The 22,597-nt window shown below is 35.5% G+C and carries 19 protein-coding genes and 3 pseudogenes; 8 read left to right on the forward strand and 14 right to left on the reverse strand.

Features of this window, described 5'->3' with window-relative positions:
- Window positions 1–63 precede the first annotated feature (63 nt).
- The 4 genes and pseudogenes from ADIWIN_RS07335 to ADIWIN_RS07350 all read left to right on the forward strand — a co-directional run bounded on the left by ADIWIN_RS07335 (window position 64) and on the right by ADIWIN_RS07350 (window position 5,886).
- Complete coding sequence (locus ADIWIN_RS07335; protein WP_020894402.1) at window positions 64–1,866, forward strand: FAD/NAD(P)-binding protein; 1,803 nt, start codon at window positions 64–66, stop codon at window positions 1,864–1,866.
- 182 nt (window positions 1,867–2,048) lie between these two features.
- Window positions 2,049–4,183, forward strand: a pseudogene (locus ADIWIN_RS07340) (catalase).
- 18 nt (window positions 4,184–4,201) lie between these two features.
- Window positions 4,202–5,452: a cation:proton antiporter gene (locus tag ADIWIN_RS07345; RefSeq protein ID WP_020894404.1), complete on the forward strand. Its 1,251-nt coding sequence runs from the start codon at window positions 4,202–4,204 to the stop codon at window positions 5,450–5,452.
- A 164-nt stretch (window positions 5,453–5,616) separates the two neighbouring features.
- Entirely contained in the window at window positions 5,617–5,886 is a 270-nt protein-coding gene (locus tag ADIWIN_RS07350) for a SemiSWEET family sugar transporter (protein ID WP_040756696.1), read from the forward strand.
- Window positions 5,887–5,913: 27 nt separating this feature from the next.
- Here the strand turns inward: ADIWIN_RS07350 and ADIWIN_RS07355 are convergent, their stop codons facing one another.
- Window positions 5,914–6,477, reverse strand: coding sequence for a hypothetical protein (locus ADIWIN_RS07355; RefSeq protein WP_020894405.1), 564 nt, complete (start codon window positions 6,475–6,477; stop codon window positions 5,914–5,916).
- A complete protein-coding gene (locus ADIWIN_RS07360; protein ID WP_020894406.1) occupies window positions 6,470–6,988 on the reverse strand; it encodes a DUF421 domain-containing protein in 519 nt (172 codons plus the stop codon). Before ADIWIN_RS07360 ends, ADIWIN_RS07355 begins: the two co-directional genes overlap by 8 nt.
- A 208-nt stretch (window positions 6,989–7,196) precedes the next feature.
- On the opposite strand from ADIWIN_RS07360, the gene gntA reads away from it, so the two are divergent.
- The 3 genes from gntA (at window position 7,197) to ADIWIN_RS20835 (ending at window position 8,724) form a co-directional block, all read left to right on the forward strand.
- Window positions 7,197–7,880 (forward strand): guanitoxin biosynthesis heme-dependent pre-guanitoxin N-hydroxylase GntA, encoded by a 684-nt coding sequence (gntA, locus tag ADIWIN_RS07365; protein ID WP_020894407.1) that lies wholly within the window; start codon window positions 7,197–7,199, stop codon window positions 7,878–7,880.
- Window positions 7,877–8,497 carry a DUF1989 domain-containing protein gene (locus tag ADIWIN_RS07370; RefSeq protein WP_020894408.1) on the forward strand — a complete coding sequence of 207 codons (621 nt, stop codon included), beginning with the start codon at window positions 7,877–7,879 and terminating at the stop codon, window positions 8,495–8,497. Before gntA ends, ADIWIN_RS07370 begins: the two co-directional genes overlap by 4 nt.
- Window positions 8,498–8,562: 65 nt before the next feature.
- Window positions 8,563–8,724 (forward strand): hypothetical protein, encoded by a 162-nt coding sequence (locus tag ADIWIN_RS20835; RefSeq protein WP_020894409.1) that lies wholly within the window; start codon window positions 8,563–8,565, stop codon window positions 8,722–8,724.
- 178 nt (window positions 8,725–8,902) lie between these two features.
- Here ADIWIN_RS20835 and ADIWIN_RS21250 read toward each other — a convergent pair.
- The 12 genes and pseudogenes from ADIWIN_RS21250 to ADIWIN_RS07420 all read right to left on the reverse strand — a co-directional run.
- Window positions 8,903–9,162, reverse strand: a pseudogene (locus ADIWIN_RS21250) (hypothetical protein); the annotation flags it as partial.
- 39 nt (window positions 9,163–9,201) lie between these two features.
- Entirely contained in the window at window positions 9,202–11,010 is a 1,809-nt protein-coding gene (locus ADIWIN_RS07375) for a cytochrome-c peroxidase (RefSeq protein ID WP_235047051.1), read from the reverse strand.
- Window positions 11,011–11,022: 12 nt separating this feature from the next.
- Window positions 11,023–12,552, reverse strand: coding sequence for an alkaline phosphatase PhoX (locus tag ADIWIN_RS07380; RefSeq protein ID WP_020894411.1), 1,530 nt, complete (start codon window positions 12,550–12,552; stop codon window positions 11,023–11,025).
- 358 nt (window positions 12,553–12,910) lie between these two features.
- Window positions 12,911–13,273 (reverse strand): hypothetical protein, encoded by a 363-nt coding sequence (locus ADIWIN_RS07390; RefSeq protein WP_020894413.1) that lies wholly within the window; start codon window positions 13,271–13,273, stop codon window positions 12,911–12,913.
- Window positions 13,270–13,491, reverse strand: a complete 222-nt coding sequence (locus ADIWIN_RS21805; RefSeq protein ID WP_316929640.1) for a DUF6804 family protein — start codon at window positions 13,489–13,491, stop codon at window positions 13,270–13,272. Before ADIWIN_RS21805 ends, ADIWIN_RS07390 begins: the two co-directional genes overlap by 4 nt.
- On the reverse strand, window positions 13,463–14,191 hold the full coding sequence (locus ADIWIN_RS07400) for a hypothetical protein (RefSeq protein ID WP_040756698.1): 729 nt from the start codon (window positions 14,189–14,191) through the stop codon (window positions 13,463–13,465). Before ADIWIN_RS07400 ends, ADIWIN_RS21805 begins: the two co-directional genes overlap by 29 nt.
- Window positions 14,192–14,407: 216 nt before the next feature.
- Window positions 14,408–14,791, reverse strand: coding sequence for a helix-turn-helix transcriptional regulator (locus ADIWIN_RS21255; RefSeq protein WP_020894415.1), 384 nt, complete (start codon window positions 14,789–14,791; stop codon window positions 14,408–14,410).
- 137 nt (window positions 14,792–14,928) lie between these two features.
- Window positions 14,929–15,072, reverse strand: coding sequence for a hypothetical protein (locus ADIWIN_RS21260; RefSeq protein WP_020894416.1), 144 nt, complete (start codon window positions 15,070–15,072; stop codon window positions 14,929–14,931).
- 2 nt (window positions 15,073–15,074) lie between these two features.
- Window positions 15,075–16,730, reverse strand: coding sequence for an ATP-binding protein (locus ADIWIN_RS07410; protein ID WP_020894417.1), 1,656 nt, complete (start codon window positions 16,728–16,730; stop codon window positions 15,075–15,077).
- A 407-nt stretch (window positions 16,731–17,137) separates the two neighbouring features.
- Window positions 17,138–17,284: a hypothetical protein gene (locus tag ADIWIN_RS20500; RefSeq protein ID WP_020894418.1), complete on the reverse strand. Its 147-nt coding sequence runs from the start codon at window positions 17,282–17,284 to the stop codon at window positions 17,138–17,140.
- A gap of 328 nt (window positions 17,285–17,612) precedes the next feature.
- A complete protein-coding gene (locus ADIWIN_RS07415; RefSeq protein WP_020894420.1) occupies window positions 17,613–19,073 on the reverse strand; it encodes a phage tail-like protein in 1,461 nt (486 codons plus the stop codon).
- Between the two features lie 241 nt (window positions 19,074–19,314).
- Window positions 19,315–20,892 carry a DUF8693 domain-containing protein gene (locus tag ADIWIN_RS07420; RefSeq protein ID WP_020894421.1) on the reverse strand — a complete coding sequence of 526 codons (1,578 nt, stop codon included), beginning with the start codon at window positions 20,890–20,892 and terminating at the stop codon, window positions 19,315–19,317.
- Window positions 20,893–21,154: 262 nt separating this feature from the next.
- Between ADIWIN_RS07420 and ADIWIN_RS07425 the strand changes: the two are divergent.
- Window positions 21,155–22,596, forward strand: a pseudogene (locus ADIWIN_RS07425) (SLC13 family permease).
- Window position 22,597: the final 1 nt, after the last annotated feature.

A 22,597-nucleotide genomic window follows, 5' to 3' on the forward strand; every position in this document is an offset into this window, starting at 1 on the left:
CTTCAAAAGGCTCAGTAACACATTCAACATAGCGCATTTAACTAGACATAAGACATTCACAGTATGAAAATTTCAAAATTAGCAATCATCGGATCGGGGCCAACCGCCATATATGCTTTACAGCACATTCTCGAAAATTCCGAGGTACTACTTAAAGAATTTAATGCGATTTCTATTTTTGAGAAAAATTCTAAAATGGGCTATGGCATGCCTTTTAATCCTGAATTTACAGATAAATATAACCTCTCTAATATAACGTCTGAAGAGATTCCTAAATTACCGCAAACATTAGCAAATTGGCTAAGAGAACAGGACCATGATTATTTAAAAGAACTGAATATCATCGAGTTCCCCATAAAAGATACAGAAGTATACAGTCGCATTGCTTTAGGAGAATATTTTAGAGCGCAGTTAAAAATCGTAGTTCAAAACCTTAGAAATAATGGTTTTACTATTAATGAATATAACAACCACAACGTTCTCGACATTAAGCCTATTAGTAACACCACCACCGAATTAATAACCGAAACCAAACACTTTAAATTTAATAAAATAATCATCGCCACAGGGCATCATTGGAAAAAAGAGAACAACGCAGAAGCTGGATATTTTGATTCTCCATGGCCAATTTTTAAACTGCTCAATAATAACAATGACTATTATAACTTTAACATCGGAATTTTAGGCGCTTCACTTAGTGCCTTTGATGTGGTAACGTCCCTAGCGCACCGCCATGGTAAATTTTCACGCAAGAAGAATAAACTTCATTTTGAATTAGACCCTAGAGCCATCGGTTTTAAAATCACATTGCACGATGCTAACGGATGGTTACCTCATTTACAATATGAGCAAGAACAGCCCTTCAGAGAAATGTATAGACACACAACGCGCGAAGCTCTATTCGAACTTAAAAATGATAAGGATAATCTTTTTATAGAAACGTATTTTGATAAGATTTGTAGACCTGCATTACTAAAAGCATTAGAAAAAGACCAAATAAAAGAGGTTATAGATCTGCTTAAAAATAAAAGCTTCGATTTTAAACAGTTTATAGACACGATGGCAAAAAAGCATGAGTATGTAAATTCTTTTGTTGGTATGCGTAAGGAATTAGAATTAGCAGACAAGTTGTTAAAACGGAATAAACCAATCCATTGGATGGAAACACTAGACGACTTAATGTATAGCCTAAATTTTCATACAGAATTGTTTTCAGCTGAAGACCATCTTTTTTTCAATAATGAAATAAAGCCATTTTTAATGAACGTCATCGCTGCACTACCATTACAATCGGCGGAAATTTTATTAGCGCTTTATGATGCGGATTGCATAGAACTCGTTAATGGAAAGGTTGAAATTGAAGATAAAAAGGAGAATGGTACGCAAATAAAAGTTTTTGACGACCATGGAAACGAAACCACAAACACCTACAAACGTTTTATAAATTCATCTGGTAATGATACCATTGAATTTGATAACTTTCCTTTCGAAAGCCTAAGAAAAGAAGGTGAAATTTCGATAGCGCAAGCTAAATTTGAAACCCTAACTCATATTAAAGATGCCCCCTCTTCAATTCCCGAAGACGCTATACTATCTAAGGACGAAAAATTATATCTTAAATTAGGAGGCATAGCAATAGATAGTGTTTATCGGTGTATTAATAAAAACGGCAAACCTTCAAAAACTATTTACGATTTAGCATTCAATCATATTTATGGATTAAGACCGTATTCTTATGGACTGCAAGCTTGTAACACCACAAGCCTAATTATGGTTAACTCATTATTAGATTCAAAATTACATAGCGATAAGCCAACAGAAATACGAGCAATTACTAAAACTTACGATAAGAAGAATGCGCTATAAAATATTACAAATCATTATGCCATATTATGGTTTTACAGTGCAATAGCTATAAACTGAATTACGACGCGTTTTAAATAACTAAAAACAGCATGTTATAGGGTTATAGATTTTTGTGGATGAGTTAATGAATGGTAGCGGATTGCGTAATTTTAAGTGATTGTAGAATTTTAAAAATCAATACGATGGCAAAGCAAAAATCCTCCACTAATGACAAAGTAAAAGACTTAAAGCAATTTGAAAAAAGCGCTGAAAATAAGGTGATGACGACTAACCAAGGTCTAAAGGTTAACGACACCAATAATTCTCTAAAAGCTGGAGAACGCGGCTCTACCCTTTTAGAAGATTTTCTATTGCGAGAAAAAATAACCCATTTTGACCATGAGCGTATCCCAGAACGTATTGTGCATGCAAGAGGAAGTGCCGCGCATGGTTACTTTGAGCTCTACAATAGCATCGAAAAATATAGTAAAGCTGGCATTTTTACGGATACCGAAAGGATAACACCCGTATTTGCACGATTTTCTACCGTGGCGGGCTCAAAAGGTTCTGCCGACTTAGCTAGAGATGTTAGAGGATTTGCCGTTAAATTTTATACCCAAGAAGGCACATGGGATTTGGTTGGTAATAATATGCCCATATTTTTCATTCAAGATGCAATGAAGTTTCCAGATTTAATTCATTCTGTAAAACCCGAGCCTAACAAAGAAATTCCACAAGCAGCGTCTGCTCACGATACCTTTTACGATTTTATTTCGCATTCTACCGAAACATTACACAATCAAATATGGGTGATGAGTGATCGAGCGATTCCTAGAAGTTTACGTATGATGGAAGGCTTCGGTATACATACGTTTCGATTGATAAATAAAAAAGGAGAATCACACTTTGTAAAATTTCATTGGAAACCCCTATTAGGAGTGCATTCTGTAACCTGGGATGAAGCTGTAAAAATCAATGGCGCAGATGCCGATTTTCATAGACGGGATTTATGGGATGCTATCGAGGCCGGACAATATCCGGAATGGGAATTAGGCATCCAGGTGGTAGCCGAAGAAGATGAACACAAGTTTGAATTTGACCTACTCGATCCTACAAAGCTAATTCCAGAAGAATTGGTGCCTGTTGAAATTATCGGAAAAATGACCTTAAATAGAAATCCAGAAAATTTCTTTGCCGAGACTGAACAAGTCGCCTTTTTACCAGGACATATCGTTCCGGGAATAGACTTTACAAATGACCCGTTACTTCAAGGTCGCTTATTCTCTTATCGCGACACGCAGCTATCACGTTTAGGTGGTCCCAATTTTCACCAAATTCCAATAAATAGACCTATTGGAGAGGTTCATAACAATCAACGAGATGGTCATATGCAAATGGATATACCTAAAGGCCAAACTGCTTATTTCCCCAATACTTTAGGTGGTGGCTGTCCTCATTTGGCTAAAATGAGTGAAGGCGCATTCACCTCCTATGAAGAACGTATTGACGCAAATAAAATAAGAACACGCAGCGAGAGTTTTAACGATCATTTTTCGCAACCCGCACTATTCTATAGAAGTTTAGCAGACTGGGAAAAACAACATGTTGCCGACGCCTATACTTTCGAGCTTGGTAAATGCAATCAAAAGCATATAAAAGAACGGATGCTGTGGCTAATCGCACAAATAGATAAGGATTTAGCCAAAAAAGTAGCAGAAGGTTTAGGTCTTAAAATTCCTAATAAAATTGAACAACCTATTAATCAAGCCATTGGAGCGGATGCAGATGTTAAAAAACATCAACCTCCAAAAAAGAAAAACTATTTAGATAAAGATAAAGCGCTAAGTCAGGCAAACACAAAGTTTAACAGCATTGCTACAAGACAAATCGCAGTGTTAATCAGCGATGGTTTTTCAATGAAGGATTATAAGACTATGAAGAAAGCTCTAGAAAATGAGAACGCCATGGTAAAATTAATAGCTCCTCACGGTGGAACGGTAGTATGTGACGAGAATATGGAACACCAAGTTGATGCCGCCATCATGACTACAGAAAGTGTATTATTCGATGCCGTATATATTCCTGGTGGTAAAAAAATCTATCGACAAATTATTAAAAGAAGCTAAATATAAGAAGTTTGTAAACGAAGCTTTTTAAACACTGTAAAGCTATTGCGGTAGATAACGAAGGTGAAGATTTTATTGATAAAACATTCGTAGCAGACTATAAAGATGATAAAGCCGTGTTTATAAATAAGAATCCTAAAGCGTTTATTGACGCCATTTCAAAACATCGAAATTGGGATAGAATGGAAATAGCTGCGCTGGTCCCAGCCTAAATAAAATATAAGTAGTCTATGATAGATGGTTATTTTATTATTTTACTAATTATTGGGGTGACGACGTTATTGGCAAGTTTTCTACCGATAGTATTGAAACGCTTTAAAATTAGTTTTACAATACCTGTACTTATTTTGGGTGGCACGTTTTATTATTTAAGCGTTCCATTACCTTGGCCAGATCCCACATGGGATATCGATTTAACCTTGCACTTTTCTGAATTGGTTGTTATTATCAGTTTGATGGTCGCAGGACTTAAAATTGGCTTGAACTATTCTTGGAAGGAATGGCTAAATCCACTACGCCTGTTAGGAATCACAATGCCTCTATTTATGGCTGTTGTATTCATAGTGGCCTATTATGTTCTCAATTTTTCGGGTGAACTTGCGCTGTTATTGGCTGCTGTGCTTGCTCCTACAGATCCTGCACTAGCTTCCGAAATTCAATTGAATAAAAAACAGTCAGAATCATCCAAGAATTTAGGGGCACAATACAACTTAACTGCAGAAGCGGGTTTAAATGATGGATTAGCATTTCCATTTGTATACCTGGCCATACTATGGTCTAAAAGCGATGGGTTAAATTCGGATGTTTGGTTAGAATGGCTATCATTCTATGTACTTTTTAAAACCGTGGTAGGCATTATTGTCGGAATAGCGGTTGGCTTCCTTTATAGTTATTTTACAACACGACTTTCCGAAGGAAATACGCATAGAATTCATCTCGCTTTCGTGGCGCTTTCGCTCACCCTTATCTCGTATGGTTTGGCAGAAGTTTTAAATTCTTATGGTTTTTTAAGTGTGTTTTTTGCTGGTTTATTTGCACATTACCATCAACATAAAAATAAGACGAATAATACAGGTCATCCAAGTTTAAGCTTTATTTCAAACATTGAAAAATTCCTTATTGTGTTTTGGATGTTGTTTTTTGGTGGCTCTATAATGGCCGGAATTATGAATTTTATCACTGTTGAAATTGTCGTATTTAGTATTTGTTTAGTCTTAATAATTAGGCCAGTCTTGGGTTATATCTCACTTTATGGTTCTAAGTTGAGTAAACGACATAAAATGGCGATTTCCTTTTTTGGGATTAAAGGCATTGGGTCTGTATTTTACTTAACCTATGCTATAAAAAACGGAGAATTTACCAATACAGATCAATTATTCTCCATTGTTGCATTAGTCATTCTAGTATCCGTTCTGATGCATGGCTTAACCGCTAAACGTTCTATGGCTGCTATAGAAGATGATAATACATTAATAGAATGAAGCATTCCATACACATTATAGTGTCAGAGCAATCCATCATGAATTTTTATAGCATTGCTAATATCTAAAAAGATGAAGGCAAAGACTTAGAGGCTCATTGCTTATAACCAACTTACTACATGTAATGAGCAAAGTTTTAGATGAATAGTATTAAATATTAAGTTATGAATTTGGAAGAATTAATAGGAATTTCGGCTGGGATATTTACAACAATTGCTGTATTACCGCAAATTCACAAAGCTGTGAAGACAAAAAAAATAGAGGACGTCAGTCCAACTATGTTCGTTATCTTATGTCTTGGTGTAGGATTATGGGCGATCTATGGCATATTAAAAATGGATTGGCCCATCATTATAACGAATAGCATATCGTTTATCTTAAATGGAATCATGTTAAAAATTGTATGGTTTCAAGGCAACAATAAATCGAGTTAAAATAGATTAACATAAATCAAATTAAGGTTAAGAGTGCGTCTCCTCTTTTTCTTTCTCTATCTCTTCGCTTACGTTTTCTTTAGATAGCATCGGGTGATCTCTACCGAGCCCTATAATTGCTATAAGATTAGTAACCGCGCGGTATAACATTAGAATAACGGTAATCATCATGCCACTGATCACAGAAGTAGATCCTAAGGTGATCCAGTAAATTACGGAATACCAATTGGTGGGTACATTATCCGATTCTACAATAGGAATATTAAAAAACTGAAATAGAATAAGAGCCGCAATAAATAGTATCACATCAAATTTAGCAATACTAAGCACTTGTTTGTAATGAATTTCTTTTAACGATAGCTCAGAACCAAAGCTCACACTCAATAACGTAAGCAATAAAGCCAAAATGGTTGCGGATGCTAAAACAATAGTGTTACATAACATGTTGAGTCCGCTTAAAGATTCTTTCAGTAAATGCTTAGCTTCGTACCCAGACACATTTCCTAATAAAAAAATACCAACACCAGTAAACAGCGTCGCAATTAAGCCACCATAAATGGCATTTTTATTTTCTTCTAAAAAATCAAACATATAAATCTTGGGTATCAACGTCTTGTAATAGTCTTGGCGCAACGTCCTTATCAGAACTGTTATGAATAACGGACACATCACCAGTACTTTCAAAAATAACGGCCTTTACCTCACTAAAATCGTGCACATTAGCTTCTCTAAGTTTAGCAATTAAATCACTCTCACCCACATTACAGGCCTTAAGACGGTTGTGTAAAATTTTACCATTCCACATAATAATTTGTGGCTTATTTGTAAACCAGCGTTTAAAAAAGGAATTCTTACGCACTACATATGAAAACAAGGTTTGAAACCCAATAATAGCGGTTAATACAATCCCTCCTTTTAAGAGTGAGTAATCCGAATTAAGAATAATTGAGGCCAATACGGAACCGACGGCAATAGTAGATGCAAAATCAAAACTCGACATCTTTGCAAAGGTTCGCAGTCCAAAAACTCGGGTGATAAGGATAATAATAGTAAATATGCCCAATACCGAAGCAATTAGCCATACTATATCTTCAATAGTCATAATATAATAGTTTAGTTATAGTATAAAATTACAAGCATTTCAAAACATACATTAATGCAATTGCCAAAAAAGCTAACTTAATTAATGGTCTCACTTTTAAGCCTTGTAGCCGCTAATCTATTGAGCTAAGGAAAATTCTAATAGAGGAAACCCTTTGATTTTATCCCTATTAAATTTGATACCATCGTATAATTAATAACACTTAATTATGAATCCAATTACGCCAACACACCCATTATATCAAACTATTGATGAGGATTATAAAGATTTTATATTAACGCAAAAACACCCTTGTGTTATGGCTAAAACTTTATTTATGACCGACAATTACCATCTCAATGTTTACAAATCATCAAAACATACAGAAGATTTAAATGCCTTATTAAAAGACTTAGAAGCGTTTATTAATCAATATGATTTTGAGTCTAATGTATTTGAATCCTTTTTAGCTGTTTTTCCCTTTGAACATTATGAGTCTGAGTTAGATTTTGAAAATAGCTTATGGCAAAGCCTCCAACAGTTACATGAATTAGACGACTGCGACTGGGACGCTACGGTCAGTGATGATCCTGACGATCCTAATTTTAGTTTTAGCTTAAAAGGACATGCCTTTTATATTGTAGGCCTTCATCCTCATAGTTCTCGGATGGCACGGCAGAGTCCCTACCCTACTATTGTATTTAATTTGCATGTGCAATTTGAACGCTTACGACATATGGGCAGTTATAAAAAAGTCAAAAAACGTATTAGAAAACGAGACGAAAAATTACAAGGACACATTAATCCTGTGCTAAAAGATTTCGGAAAAGATTCTGAAACCAAGCAATACAGCGGCAGAGCTGTAGACAGTACTTGGAAATGTCCCTTTCATAAAACCTCTAATTTTATATGAAACCATTAGTTAATATTATTCAGAAACAATCTGGAGCAGCCTTTACACTCAAAAAAAATGACATCCTTACGGTTATAGATCCTATGGGAGAGCAAGTGAGTGATATGGTTTTATTTAATGCTGAAGATCACAAAGAAAAACTGTCCTCTGGTAAATCCTTAGATTTTGAAGAGTGTATGCTACTGACCAAAGGCCATTATTTATGGTCTAATCGGTCGCGTAAAATGATAGAAATTTTAGAGGACACTAATGGACGGAACGATTTTCTCTTAGCCCCTTGCAGTCCAGAAACCTTTAAAATCATGTACAATTACAAAGAAGAGCATCCAAGTTGTTTGGGCAATTTACAGCAGCATTTAAAACCCTTTGGTATTGGTGTTGATGATATACCAACGGCCTTTAATATATTTATGAATGTACAGTTTGATCTTAACGGTAAACTATCCGTGCACCCACCGACTTCCAAAGCGGGAGATTATATTCGGCTACAAGCACAAATGGATCTTTTAGTGGGGCTCACCGCTTGTTCTGCGGAAGACAGCAACGGGGGGACATTTAAACCCATTCATTACCATATTGAAACGGAACCCCAGCATATAAAGCGAAAGCGATCATAGTGTAACTCTACAGTTCCTCAGCATATATAAATGAAAAATAGTTACTAATTAAAACACCTAGTATCATGAAAAATGACAAGAAAGACAAACCAAAAACAGAACATAAAAAAAGGTTACATCAAAATGCAACCGATGATAAAGGGCCGTTAAAAGACGACCACTACAACCAATATGGCAAGCAGAATGAAACACGCCGCGAACGGGCAGAAAAATTAAAAGAGGATTAGAAACCATAACCTCTTATAGCAAGAACTGTAATCACAGAAAAAAGTCCAACCTCACGAGATTGGACTTTTTATTAGGACTTAAGGTTTTCAAATTTACGCTTTCCGGAATTTGAGATTCTGGTATGAAACAAAACTAGTCATATCAATTCACCAACTCAAGCTGTTCAGCCCCCACCCTTTAACAACGTTTTTCACCAAGATACAACGGATTACCATGCTTCTCTGACCAAAAACCATCTAACAGATCTTTTGTAATGCATTTGATAGACTGCGACCCCTTTATAAATATTAGTATCATCCCCTTTGTAATTAAAATTAATGACCAAGATATTATCCTTAAAAAAAACCAGTGCCTAATTGCTCTTGACTAGTATTAATAAGCCACCTCGCCTCTATTCTGTTGTGCGTATCTAAAGCTAATTCTAATATACCTTTATAAGCGATAACGCATTACAATTCAAGATTAATAATTACAACTTATTTTTCAATAAAATCAGCATCGGTTAAAGTTTTCATAAACGCCACCAAACTCTCTTGCTCTGCTATGGTTAGGTTTAATTCATCGAAAGGTAAGGTTTGAAATTCTTCATGGATCCCAATGCCTTTTCCACCACCACGATTATAGAAATCAACAACGTCTTCCAAAGTCGTGTAAACTCCATTATGCATGTAAGGGCCGGTTACATTTACATTCCTTACCGTAGGTGTTTTAAAAAAGTGCTTCCTCTGTTTGGTACCAAACACGTTATAACGTCCTAAATCACCACTAATAACAGCATTAATAGTATCATTTGCTCCTGGTACTCCAAGTAATTCTACCTCAGTATCATTATAATGAGGTGGTACCGTACCATTAAATAATGGAGGAAAATGACAAGTGGCACAAGCAGCCTTCCCCATAAACAGATTAAACCCTTGCTTTTCTTCTGCTGTTAAAGAGGATTCGATGCCTTCTATATTCTTATCAAATTTAGAATCATAACTATTTAAACTACGCACGTAACTCGCAATAGCATGTCTGATGTTAAAATCAATACGTTTGCGACCATACAAACTGTCTATAGCCACTTGGTATGTTGGATTTTGTAATACACGACGCACTATAGAATCCATTGGTAAATTAAATTCATCATGATTTTCGGCGACACCTACAACCTGTCCTTCTAAACTTCCTGCTCGTCCATCCATAAAAAACGATTGTTGATAAGCACTGTAGGTAAGTGTTGGTGAATTTCTTACTTGTCGGGCATCAAATGTCTTTTTACCATCAGTAAACGCCTTATCTTTAATATGACAACTGGCACAAGCCATATCGTTATTTCTTGAAAGTACTTGGTCATTAAAAAGGGCCTTTCCAAAGATCTCCTTTTGTTTTAAGTAAAGGGTATCACTTTTATAGTCTGAAAAATATAGCACATTCACCGTATTGGCACCAAAAAAAGATGAAGTATTATTAGAAATAGCCATTTCAAATGGAAACGAAACATTCCAGTCTTCCTGAGTTTTCAATACTAATTTTAATTGCGGATCGGTGTAATTTTTTATAAACCCAAAGCGGTCAAACGTATCAAAATCAGAATCAAGTGCAGCAATCCCTTCTTTAAAAGACGCCCTCAAGTCTTCATAAATAGCTTTAGAGCTAAACTTGTCTTTACAAATATCTATCAACGCTATAAGCGTCTGGGTGGTGTATTGACTTTCGGTTAAGGCTTGTCCTAAAACAGGGGAATCAAATCCTGTGATACCTGTGGCTGCGGTTCTCATAATCTGATCTCTAAGTAACCAAATAAGATGATAATCCTTTAATTTAATATGTGTATTACGCTGTAACAACTTCAATCGATCAGATGTAATTGTTAAGGCATTACGTAAGGAAGCTTCATCTTCGTCTTCGTCGTGCAACAACTCTTCGATGACCTGAAAACCAAATGGGTTTCTAATCTTCACATCTGTTAAATCCTCTTCCTGAACTTGTAGAATATTTGGTGCATTTAGAGATTTATAGTTGTTTTTATCTATAGAGGCCAAAATAGGCTCCATGGCTTTAAAATGCTGACGTGCTTTTTTATAATAAGAAATACGCTCCGCTGTAGTATTTGACATAGCGATAGAATCTAAAAACGTGATGCAGCGCTCTAGTTCTGAATTATAAAACAAGGCTATGTTCTGATCCGTAGCGTCAACGTTTACCGTTTCCGTCTGCTTTTTACACGACACTGTAATTAAAAGCAGAAGACATATACAAAATGTATATGTCTTAGCTTTCATAAATAGGCTAGTATTCATGCTGTTATTTTATTATCTATCTAAACCTTTAATAACGAAAAGCATTGAACCTTCTTTAGCATTAGATAAGTTAGGATTCGCTAATGGATCTGTAAAAGAGGTGCCATCAGCAGGATTCCAACCATGATTTTGTGTCATCACTAAAAATGTGTTTTCGCCATTATTAACAACATCAGTAACATCAATCATACCTGTAATTTCCCAAGTACTAGAAGTTGAACCGTACCCTAAACTTTCAGCTCTGGCTTGGTCTGCTTCTAAAACGGTTTTTACCTCGCCTGTATTTAGGTTGTACTGGTAAAGCTTAGCATACCCATTGATTGACGTATCTAAGTATCCGTTAGGATCTTCTTGAATGTAAGCATAGTTTTCAGTCACTAAAATATTATCTGGTGAATGGAATCCATCTGCAGCACCACCTACAATATCACCATCTAATACACACATAATTGTTGCAGGACCTGTTGGGTCTGTTTCATTTAATGTGACTTTATATACACGACCTAAAGCAGATCCTTTGCCTGTTAAACTCGCAGAGATACGCCCTGTAACACAAAAATATATTTCTCTTTGGTTCGCTGCAGAACCTCTTCTCCAATCAATATCTTCTAATCTAGAGAATCCCATAACCCCTTTAGTTTTTGCCTCAGCATCTAGAGCATCAATTTCTGTTTCATTTAATTGTACAAATTCAGCGCTGTAAGGAGTACCTTCTTCCATATCCATTTCAAAATCAACACCTGCAGCTGTCACTTTTAATCCGTATAATTGACCACCATATAAATCTCCACGGTTACCAACATACATTCCCAATTGACCAGAAGGCACTGAGTTATCTGCATGATCATCTCCAATAAACACCACCGTTTTATCTGGGTATGCATCTTTTCCGATAGGCACAGCATTTTCTGTAGACCACTGTCCTAAAGCGGCTAAAGTTTCCCCTAAACTAGCATCCTCAGCACTTTTAGTAGGATCTACTGCAAAGACTCCTTTTGAAGCACCACCCCATTCTCCTCCAGATAGGTATAATGGTCCAAAGCCATGTTCTTCTGGCGTGACTAAAGTACCAGAACACATTGCTGTTTCTGCCGTTGCAGTTGCATTTAATATATACTCACCATTATATGGTCTTAAGTTTTCGTTTAACAAAATTCTAGCGATAGAATAATCCGCTTCAATATTATTAATTAAAGTAAAGGTATTATCACCATTATTAATTAATCCGGCACCATCTGCCATAGACCCATAAATAAAGTTAGGAGTATTTGGAATGATATCTTCTGAAGTTAAAAGCGTAGAAATTCTTAGGTTTATAAACTGATCCGTAACCTTTAATAAGGTAGGCGTCTTAGAGGCCGTTAAATATACAGACGCATCGCTACCATTTTCTCCGTCTAAGCCGTCTGATCCGTCTGAACCATCCGATCCGTCAACACCATCGATGCCGTCCTTTCCATCTTCAACGTCACAACTCACTGCCAGTGCGCCTGATGCTGTAATAATAAATGCTAATAAAAATAGTTTAATAATCTTGTTCATAATTAAAGGTTGTTAGTGGTTATAATGTGTCCACAAAGCTACTTTTAGCCTTCTATAACCCTGTTAATTAATAAAAACCGTTTTATTAAGTTACCGCTACCTAAGCGTTAACGGTATTACGACACTATTACTAACACCTTCCATTTTAAACCTTAGTGTTATCTTAAAATTAAGACTAAACGCTATAACTTTTAGTGTGCTTATCTCTCCTAAAAACTCTAATTTATCCTTTAAAGCTTTTGTATTAGGGTTTGTTATGCTATTATGGGTTTGACTTTGCTTCGTTCCTGGTTTCAGCTTTAGCCAACGCAATCGGCTCATCTTTAACGTCATTTCGAGGACGCAAAACGAAGCAATCTCAGTTCAACAACTCAAGCTGTTCAGCCCCTCCCCTATAACAACGTTCCTCACCAAGATACAGCGGATTCCCATGCTTCTCTGACCAAAAACCATCTAACAAGTCCATAGTAATACATTTATAAACCACAACACCTTTATAAACTTTAGAATCATCACCTTTATAATTAAAATTAATGACCAAGATGTTGTCTTTAAAAAAACCAGTTCCTAATTGCTCTTGACTAGTATTAATAAGCCACTTCGCCTCTATTCTATTGTGCTCATTTAGCGTTAATTCTAATGTGCCTTTGTAAGCGATACCATCTTCATCTTGGTTGCTTCCTATAATGTTGTAGGTTCCTGGGAGTTGGTTTATGGTCATTTGATGTTTTGTTTTACAACTAAAGATACCGCTAAAGTAATACTTACTATGATATCGACGCTAGTCCATATGGTTCTTCCTAAGGCGATTTTAAAAAAGGGCATATTACTCCAAACATATGAGTTACATAATATTTTGGTCAACCGAAAGTATTCGGCTTTCACGTACTTAAAACTATAACTGCTATTATCACCCTTCATCCGCAAACAAAAACTCATGGATTCTTATCAAATCACCACGACCCATTTGCACTAAATCTTTGGTGGCTTTTAAAAAAATACCAAGAGACCGTTCGTTATAAACCAATTTCATATCCTCAGAATAATCCGTAACCACATACATGTCTCCATGTAATTTAAAAAATGGAATCACTAACTTACTCTTAACCTTCACACCTTTGTTCACTACTCGTCCTTCTTTTAAAGTGCTTTCTAAAGTAGACTCGTCTTTTTCGCTTGAAGATACTTTAACATAGGCCACCATCATATGCATCCATTCCTCTTTATCAATTAAGTACCACGTGATTTTGTCAAAATCAATACCGTTCTGATTTATCCATCCTTGACTCGTAAAAGCGAACAACACTTGCTTTTTGCCATTTAACTCAGGCTTATCCTCTGGCGTAAATTCTTGTATTTTATAAGAAATAACAGAAACGGCAGACATATCTTTAAGTTTCTTACCATCAAAATCTAAGGTTTTTAAAGAAAAACTTGATAACTCTGGGTGATTTGCTAGAATGTATTGTGTGGCTTTAAGCTCGGCTTGTTCTTCCATTTGTTTTATAGCAGCAATTCCTGCACCAATAGCAAGCAACCCTCCTGCAATACCTGCTGCAACGGCGCCATCATTTTGTGCCTTTAATTTAGTTGGTAATACCATGAAGCAGATGATGGTAAAAAGTAATGGTTTTTTCATTTTAAATGTATTTATATGATAATGAGTGTTCTTAGTAAACAAACATAATTTAAACACTACTATAGACCTTACGGTAAACCATAACACTAACCATTAAACACACAAAAAGGCAATTATTTCTAATTGCCTTTTATCACCACACGCACTTACGATTATAGTATTCCCTAAAATATTAAATTACGATAAGTGCAGGGCTGTAACGTGTATGTCATTGTATTATATCACTCCTAAATCTTTAGTAATCGCGACCAAATGTATGGCATTGTTGGCTTTAAATTGTTCGCGAAGTTTATTTAAACGTTTTTCGATAGTGCTTAAGCTATTTGGCGTAATTCCTTTTAATTTAAGGTTACTACTAATTTCGTCTTGAGATTGGCCTTGAGATATCATTTTTAGTAAGGTGATATCGTAATCGTCTATCTCTAATTGCGACTTAGGACTCAGTGCCTTTTTGACCTGTGGAGAAACGTAAATCTTATTATTGTACACTGCTTTTATAGCCGCTGTTAATTCAATACTACCTTTTCGATCTTTACAAACATAGCCATTAATATGATAGGTATTGAGTAAGCCTCTAATCTTTTGAAGCTGATCTTTCATAGAATACACTATAATTGGTAAATCTGGAAATTCTTCCCGCAGCTTTTCTATAAGCGTCTCGCCAGATGCTATGGTTGTATCTCTATGATCCTTTTTAAAGGAGAGGTCTGTGATTAATAAATCAAAATGATTAGCTTCTAAAACTCCTTTTTTATTTTTAAATACGCTTCATCACAGTATTGTGATTTCTCAATCGATTCCACATGCAAATCTCGTAATATTTTAGTGATATTAGCAAGAATAGCATCATGATCTTCATTAATTAAAACGTTCTTAAACATTACTACATGGTTATTTGGGCTTTAAACCCTTTATTAGGATATGTTACAAAAGTAATAGTTCCGTTAATAGATTGAATACGGTTTTCCGTATTCTGGAGTCCATTTCGCTTTTTTAACATAGTACCGACTCCATTATCACTGTAATTAACCTGAATACCATTGCTTTCTTTTATAAATATAACAACCACTATTGAAGCGCTACTATGTTTTTTCATATTAATTAATAGCTCTTGCAAAACGCGATATAGCGTAAGCTGCTTTAACTGCGGTATGGTATCCCAAGTGATTTCGGAAAGTCCTTTAATAATGATATTGGTGTGGGCATCATTAAAACTTTCTAATAATTCTTCTAAGTACTCTATAAACGGATAGTCGGCATTTAAAACGCTGTGCTTTTTAGAGATATCTCTTGTTTTGAGATATAAATTATGCAGTTCATTTTTAAGTACGTTATGTTTTACCTCCTTATTTTCGAGTCTGGTCATTACCTGAAAGACATCACTTGCTATTTCATCATGAATTTCTTTTGAGATGCGCGATTCTGTATGAAACACCTGTTGCAACTTTTCTTTTCTATGTCTTGCTCTCAATATAAAATATAAGGATACCGATGCTAAGGCAATAAATAACGCTATTAAAAGCGCATAGAGGGTTCTAAACTCTTGCTTTTCTTTTTCGAGTTGACTTTCTAAAGCGTCTCTTTTATATTCTGAATTATCATATCTAAGTAAAGCATATTGGTTTAAACTCTCTTTTTCTGCCGCGTACAGACTATCATTCAACTTTTTATAAGCTCTAGCTATAGGATCATCACTTAGCTTGACTAACAACCCTAAGGCTCTATTTTTATAAGATGCTGAATTTAGTGATTCGGCAAGTTGAAGCGACTTTAACGCATATGCTTTAGATGCTTCATCATCATTTATACGGTAATAATAATCTGCTAAATGCGAATAACTAGTGTAAATTGTAGAGCTGTCTTTTTGGGATGCTCTCAGCTCTAAGGCTCTCGTCATTAAGGTTATGCCATTCGCATTATTTAATTGAGACGCAATAACACCATAATTATCTAGTACAAGTGCCTGCGTAAGAGTATGGGCTATTCTAGGTAATAATTGATAGGCTTTTAGTATTTCTTTTTCTGCATTAGCAATGTCATCAAACTTAAGATACACAATAGATAGATTGTTGTAGATCTTAGCACTATCCGCCGCCGATTTAGATATTTTAAAAGCACTGTTATACAATTCTATGGCTTTTGGTTTATTCTTTTGCTCTGAGTACATCAACCCTAAAAGGTTATAGAAACTTTTCCTGGTTGCCTCTGTATAAGCGGACCGTGTCATTTTATCTAACAGACTTAGGGCTTTTACAGCGGTTTGCTCACTCTTAATGTACTCTCCTTCCTTATAGGCGATACTCGCTAAATAATATAAATGATTAGTCGCCCTTTCAATATCTCCTCGTTTTAGTGCTTTGTCATAACTATTATTAAAATAGTGTTGAGATTTAAATAAATCCGATGCATTTTGAGGTTGTAACGCTAAGGCTCTATAATAGTATAAGCTATCTTTTGTGGATTGTGCAAATGCATTTTGAAGACATACAACTAGCAATAGACTATAAAGAAAGAGGAATGAACTATGGTTTTGTTTCATTCTTCAAAAATAATAACAAATTATTACTTAATCACCTTTTTCGGATGGAGGTGGTAGCAGTGATATGTCACGTCGTTCACCGCAACAGGCTTGTGGTATGACGTCGTCTACTATAGGCTTTGGATTGCATGAAAACAGGACTATATTGAAGAAAATGATAGTATTAAATATGCTACGGAAAGAATGAGATTACTTTACAACCTTAGGTTTACATCCCGAAACAGGAAAAACACTTTAGCCAATGGCGCAATACATGATAATACCCATATTTGTAAATAAGAAACCTGAAATAGGACTCAGGATCTATTTTGAAATAACAAACCACTATTACCTACATGATAAGCAAAATAAAACACCCCGGAAACACCCAGAACAATTAAAGAATGATTAATACAACGACACGCTATTTATATAAACATAAACGTGTCGTCGTCCTTAGTAAATGTTCTTTCAATCATCGTTTTAGATGTAATTTCGTTAAGCGATGTTTTTACATTAGCCTGTTGTGGCTTTGAACGAAAGAATTGCTTTTTTAATATTTGTAGTAGTCTCATAGCACATGTTATTTGGTGTTTATAAAGATACGAATCAAAATACAATTACGGATCTCAAGAATCCACATAAATCACCTAAAAACAAAGGTTTAGCAATTATTTAACAATGCCTTTTACTTGAGGTAAAATACAGCCAAGAAGAATGTCTGTATAGCATTAATAAAACCTTTACCAATCCTGTAAAAAACCATATAATGAATAAATCGCCTTTAATTATAGGTCGTGCTAATCGACTAAAGAAAGATGGTTCTATGTTGCACAATTTAACAACAAAAAAAGCCTTCGGTGTCAATTACCAAAGGCTTCAAATTATAGTTTAGAAATGAATTTAGTTCAGAATTAAGTTATATGAAGAAATTAAAATCTGTTCATTGCTAGCGGATGTTTTTCTAACATATAGTTCAATGTAATCATTTTTCTCAACCGTTACAGTACCAATTACAGAAACCGATTGTCTCTCATTAATATTTAACACATTAACAATCGCTTCAGTTCCTATCACTTTAACTCCGTTTTTATAAATTGAAAAAGCAAATTGCGTACCATCAGTTGTTGTAAACGATATTGAAGCAAATACATTGACAGCCCTTGCTTTTTCTCCCTCATAAATGATACGATTTTCACTATCACCGCCTGTACCTTCTGCTGTTCTAAACAGTCTAATTGCGCTTGTATTAACTGGCAGTTTAAAAGGTGTTGAATTTGTTACACTAACAGCACCAAATGTATCTAATTCATCGTAATATAAATTCGCTGTAACCGAATCATCACTCTCTCTTGGTATACCAGGCGCATCTACCTCCCATGAGGTGCTAAAATTATAACCGTCATAAGACCCTGTTGTATAACCGTCAATATAGCCTGAAGGATTCAATGTTGTACCAGAAAACACGGTACCTTCTATAATACCAGTCCCTACGCTAAGACTACCACTACTAACGTCCATTGCCACATCTGATCCCTCTACGGTACTAAAACCACTCACTTTTTCTATTAAGCCGAAGTCACCAGTAAAAGTTTCAAAAGTTCCGTTGTTACTACTTAACCATGCTTGGGTATTAAGTAACAAATTACCAATATTAGAAAAGGTAATTCCATTCGTATTATTTATAAATTGATTGATATTACCAAAATATAATCCTAATCCTGAAACACTTCCTACACTTGAAGTCATACCATCAATAACCACATTTTGAACTAAAAGCGTTGCAGTGGTTGAGATTCCTGGACCAGTAATTTCAAAAGCTTTAGTTCCTTTCAGCGTTACATTTCTAACACCTCCTCCTGTACTACCTTTGAATACAACTCCTGCTGCAGAGAGCACATCTTCATTAGCATCTAAGCCAGAAATGTAGGCGTTATTTAAATCAATAGGAGATGCTAATGTTATCGTTCCGTTGATTTCATAATAGGTGTTTTCTTTTAGTTGATAACTAGAGCCTCCACCTGCAACTAATTCTGCGGCTAAATCGTCAGCAGATTTTATGAGTTTGTAATTGTTTCTTTTAACAGCGTTGTTATTCGCTAATTCTACCCACGTGCTCGTTGTAGTATTATAATAATAAAAGGCATCTAAGTCGGTGTCAAAAACTAATAAACTTTCTGCAGGACTTGCAATAGCATCGCGTTCTAAGGTTGTCATACGTGGGGCCAACAAACCTTGAGAGTTTGATTTTAAATCTAATAGCGATGAAGCATCTGGAGCATCTGTACCGATTCCTACTTGTGCAGTGGATATTCCGGTAACTGTAAGTAATAAACTAAAAAGTAATGTTTTAAAATGTCTCATAAATTTAGGGTTGTGAGGTTAATGAATATTTGGGGTAAATGAATAGTGTTCATCCTTACGATGACTATTTTTATTAAAATTTTGTGTACTAGTTAATGGTGTAGGACCAATTGAAAGGGATCTTAAAAAGAACGTACTTTGTTGTTTTTTATTTAAATAATTAAACCACCGTGTTACAAACATATAATCGTATCGCGTGAATAGTGCTATACCTAAAATGTGTAGAACCGTGAATTAAAACTTATTTAAAAATCACCTTCTTAGTTTGCTGTTGTACTTTATTATTTAACTTAACGACATAGATGCCTTGGCTTAAGCTTGCCGCATCTATAGTGTTTCTGTCTGACGCTTCCTTTAAGAAAGAAGAAAGCACTAAACGGCCTTGAATATCGTAAACTGAGACTTCTGTATCGGCCAAAAGTGATCCGTTGATAAAAAGGGCCTGCTCGCTTGCAAAGATTTGTAAGCTTTCGCTATTTAGATCTATAGTTGATAATGAACTAGTTTCAAATCTAAGGTAGAACCGTCCGGTACCAGAAATAGCATTATTAGGGGTAAATGAATAGCTATTCGTATTCAACAAGGTAAACGTATTAGTTTGGCTATCTTCTAAATAGACCTCAACCTCATCTGGCAAAGTAGATGCTTCAATAGTGAATGTAATCTGCTGTCCCTGCGCTGCTTTTAGCCCTAGAGGAATACTAATATCATTTTGATTGTTAAGTCCAAGACTTTGAATCGCCATATTTTTGCCAAGGTTGTTTTCTACCAAATGAGAATACAAGCTCAAACTATAACCCACTCCATTATAAAGTGCAGCATCATAGCCAGGGTCTAGACCTAAGGTTGAATTGGCATTAAAGTAAATTTCTGTTGCAAAATCTTCCGTACCATTTTCAACTTGAAGGCGTAACATTTGATTTTGATTGGCATCTCTACCTAATATAAAATCATCTGTTCCCTCATAAGTTCTCATAGCTGTAGTGAAGCTTATTAGGTTCGTCGGATCGGCAGGATCATTTGCAACTAAGAATGCTTGTCCTGGTGCAATATTTACAACTGTTTCGGTTAATCCATTAATAATTGTAAAGTTTCCAAAGGTTCCAGCACCTATATCGGTATCAGCACCATTATTATAAGCATAGATTGCTACTGCATTAGGATCTAATACTGCAGAATTTGCAGATAGAAAAGCTTGAGAATCTATGAATGTTGGGTAAGGATTACCTATGGAGTTCCATGCATTATTAGTTGTAGATATCTCAACAGATTCTGATACCGTAGATACTGCACCCGTAAATCTTACGGTCTGTCCGCTATAACTAGCGGCTCTGTACCCAACTCCTCTTTTAAGTATAACATCTCCATCTGTAGTTGAGTTATAATTGGTGTAGGATTGATTAGTGTTGTTATAAGGTCCAAAAGCAAATAATGTTGGCAGTGATGGTGCATTTGGTATAATCACTGAATTGGCGTTTGTACCATCGGTATAGGTTAAGAAATCGGAAAAAGTAGCATCTGCTACTGTCTTTACCGGTAACGACACTAAATCGTTACCTCCGTTTTCACCGGACGTACCAATAATATTAACATAACGGTCATAATTCACAACTGTAGATGTCTCTAAATCGTCGTTTAGAAATAAGCACGCAAAGCTGTCTGATGTGGATTTAAGGTTTACTTCTGATGCAGAAAGTGTAGTGCCTGATGACACGGTAACTGTTGTCCCTGCACTTATGTGCATGGTGGTAGATAGTTCTTGGGCTTTTGTTGTACAACAAAAAGCCACAGCCAATGCTGTAAGGTAAAATAGTTTCATTTTTAGTAGATTTGGGATTACAAAGGAACAGTATAAACATCAATTATTCGAATTAAAGCTAAAAAGTTATCATTTATTTTTAGCTGAATTTCAATTACTTAACTCTAAAAAGTAGGAAAAATTACACCTTTTATTTAACCGCCTAAATTGAAATATCGAGATAATACAATACCTTACAGCTAGAATTTCACCACAAAAGAAATTCAATAAAAAATAGGAAAATTAGCACCTTAAATATTATGAACCATTCGTTATAAAACTTATGAAATCGACAAAACAGAAAATAGGTCTCGTTTTAGGCCCATTATTATTTATACTTATTAAGCTTTTTTGTCATCCTGAAGGTTTAGGTGAGTCCGCAAATGCGATTTTAGCTTCTACATCTTGGGTCGCCGTTTGGTGGATTACTGAAGCGATCTCTATACCTGTAACCGCTTTATTGCCTATTATACTGTTTCCGTTATCTGGTGGCTTAGCCCTAAGCGGTACTACAGCGGCTTATGGGCATAAATACATTTTCTTATTTCTAGGTGGCTTTATACTCGCCATCGCCATTGAAAAATGGAACTTACACAAACGGATAGCCCTAAACATCATTAAAATTGTTGGGACTAATGTTAGTCGCATCATTCTTGGATTTATGGTGGCTACTGCCTTATTATCCATGTGGATTTCTAATACCGCCACAGCAGTAATGATTTTACCTGTGGGAATTGCTATTGTTTTACAGCTACAGGATAATCCTAAAACTAACTCCAATGAGAATTTAATATTTGGAAAAGCCCTAATGCTAGCTATTGCCTATAGTGCGTCTATAGGAGGTATGGCCACACTAATAGGTACACCGCCGAATTTAGTATTAGCTGGCGTGGTTGAAAGCACTTATAATACCGAAATTACATTTTCGCAATGGTTTATGTTTGGCTTTCCTATAAGTGTTATTTTACTGATTATCTGCTGGTTTTATTTAACCCGATTTGCCTTCAAATTTGAACAAAAAGAGTTTCCTGGTGGTCGAAAAGAAATTGAAAATCAGCTGAATGCTTTAGGAAAAACATCTCACGAAGAAAAAGTGATTCTCGTAGTCTTTACGATTACTGCCATAGCATGGATTAGCAGGTCATTTTTACTAACTAAATGGTTACCCGCAATTGACGATACTATTATTGCAATGATGGCCTCTATTATCTTGTTTTTAATTCCTAATAAAAAGGGAACCAGGCTTTAATTTCTTGGGAAGACGCTGTAAAGTTACCTTGGGGTATTTTGTTACTTTTTGGTGGTGGTATGGCTTTAGCAAATGGTTTTGAGTCTAGTGGTTTAGCCATTTGGATCGGCAACCAATTAACTTCTTTGATTGGGGTATCTCTTTTTATTCTCTTACTAGTCTTAATTGCCTCGGTTAACTTTTTAACTGAAATTACATCGAATATGGCAACTACAGCCATGTTATTACCCGTTCTAGTATCCTTGGCTGCCGTTATTAATGTGCATCCTTATATATTACTGGTCAGTGCCACTTTAGCGGCCTCATGTGCATTTATGCTTCCTGTTGCCACACCACCAAATGCTGTGGTTTTTGGCTCAGGCTATTTAAAAATAGAAGATATGGTTAAAAAAGGCATTTGGATGAATGTGATTTCTATTTTACTCATCACGTTAATTGTGTATTTTGTGTTGCCTTTAATTTGGGATTTGAATTAAA

The sequence above is a fragment of the Winogradskyella psychrotolerans RS-3 genome (assembly GCF_000427335.1).
Classification (GTDB): domain Bacteria; phylum Bacteroidota; class Bacteroidia; order Flavobacteriales; family Flavobacteriaceae; genus Winogradskyella; species Winogradskyella psychrotolerans.

What these genes read in the sequence shown, in the direction of transcription:
- ADIWIN_RS07390 (WP_020894413.1), bottom strand. Translation starts at nt 13,273, where the DNA reads ATGACCATAAACCAACTCCCAGGAACCTACAACATTATAGGAAGCAAC.
- ADIWIN_RS07380 (WP_020894411.1), bottom strand. Translation starts at nt 12,552, where the DNA reads ATGAACAAGATTATTAAACTATTTTTATTAGCATTTATTATTACAGCA.
- ADIWIN_RS07360 (WP_020894406.1), bottom strand. Translation starts at nt 6,988, where the DNA reads ATGACTATTGAAGATATAGTATGGCTAATTGCTTCGGTATTGGGCATA.
- ADIWIN_RS20835 (WP_020894409.1), top strand. Translation starts at nt 8,563, where the DNA reads ATGAAAAATGACAAGAAAGACAAACCAAAAACAGAACATAAAAAAAGG.
- ADIWIN_RS07345 (WP_020894404.1), top strand. Translation starts at nt 4,202, where the DNA reads ATGATAGATGGTTATTTTATTATTTTACTAATTATTGGGGTGACGACG.
- gntA (WP_020894407.1), top strand. Translation starts at nt 7,197, where the DNA reads ATGAATCCAATTACGCCAACACACCCATTATATCAAACTATTGATGAG.
- ADIWIN_RS07420 (WP_020894421.1), bottom strand. Translation starts at nt 20,892, where the DNA reads ATGAAACTATTTTACCTTACAGCATTGGCTGTGGCTTTTTGTTGTACA.
- ADIWIN_RS07375 (WP_235047051.1), bottom strand. Translation starts at nt 11,010, where the DNA reads ATGAATACTAGCCTATTTATGAAAGCTAAGACATATACATTTTGTATA.
- ADIWIN_RS20500 (WP_020894418.1), bottom strand. Translation starts at nt 17,284, where the DNA reads ATGAGACTACTACAAATATTAAAAAAGCAATTCTTTCGTTCAAAGCCA.
- ADIWIN_RS07400 (WP_040756698.1), bottom strand. Translation starts at nt 14,191, where the DNA reads ATGAAAAAACCATTACTTTTTACCATCATCTGCTTCATGGTATTACCA.
- ADIWIN_RS21805 (WP_316929640.1), bottom strand. Translation starts at nt 13,491, where the DNA reads ATGAGTTTTTGTTTGCGGATGAAGGGTGATAATAGCAGTTATAGTTTT.
- ADIWIN_RS07350 (WP_040756696.1), top strand. Translation starts at nt 5,617, where the DNA reads ATGAATTTGGAAGAATTAATAGGAATTTCGGCTGGGATATTTACAACA.
- ADIWIN_RS07415 (WP_020894420.1), bottom strand. Translation starts at nt 19,073, where the DNA reads ATGAGACATTTTAAAACATTACTTTTTAGTTTATTACTTACAGTTACC.
- ADIWIN_RS07410 (WP_020894417.1), bottom strand. Translation starts at nt 16,730, where the DNA reads ATGAAACAAAACCATAGTTCATTCCTCTTTCTTTATAGTCTATTGCTA.
- ADIWIN_RS07335 (WP_020894402.1), top strand. Translation starts at nt 64, where the DNA reads ATGAAAATTTCAAAATTAGCAATCATCGGATCGGGGCCAACCGCCATA.
- ADIWIN_RS21255 (WP_020894415.1), bottom strand. Translation starts at nt 14,791, where the DNA reads ATGAAAGATCAGCTTCAAAAGATTAGAGGCTTACTCAATACCTATCAT.
- ADIWIN_RS07355 (WP_020894405.1), bottom strand. Translation starts at nt 6,477, where the DNA reads ATGTTTGATTTTTTAGAAGAAAATAAAAATGCCATTTATGGTGGCTTA.
- ADIWIN_RS07370 (WP_020894408.1), top strand. Translation starts at nt 7,877, where the DNA reads ATGAAACCATTAGTTAATATTATTCAGAAACAATCTGGAGCAGCCTTT.
- ADIWIN_RS21260 (WP_020894416.1), bottom strand. Translation starts at nt 15,072, where the DNA reads ATGTTTAAGAACGTTTTAATTAATGAAGATCATGATGCTATTCTTGCT.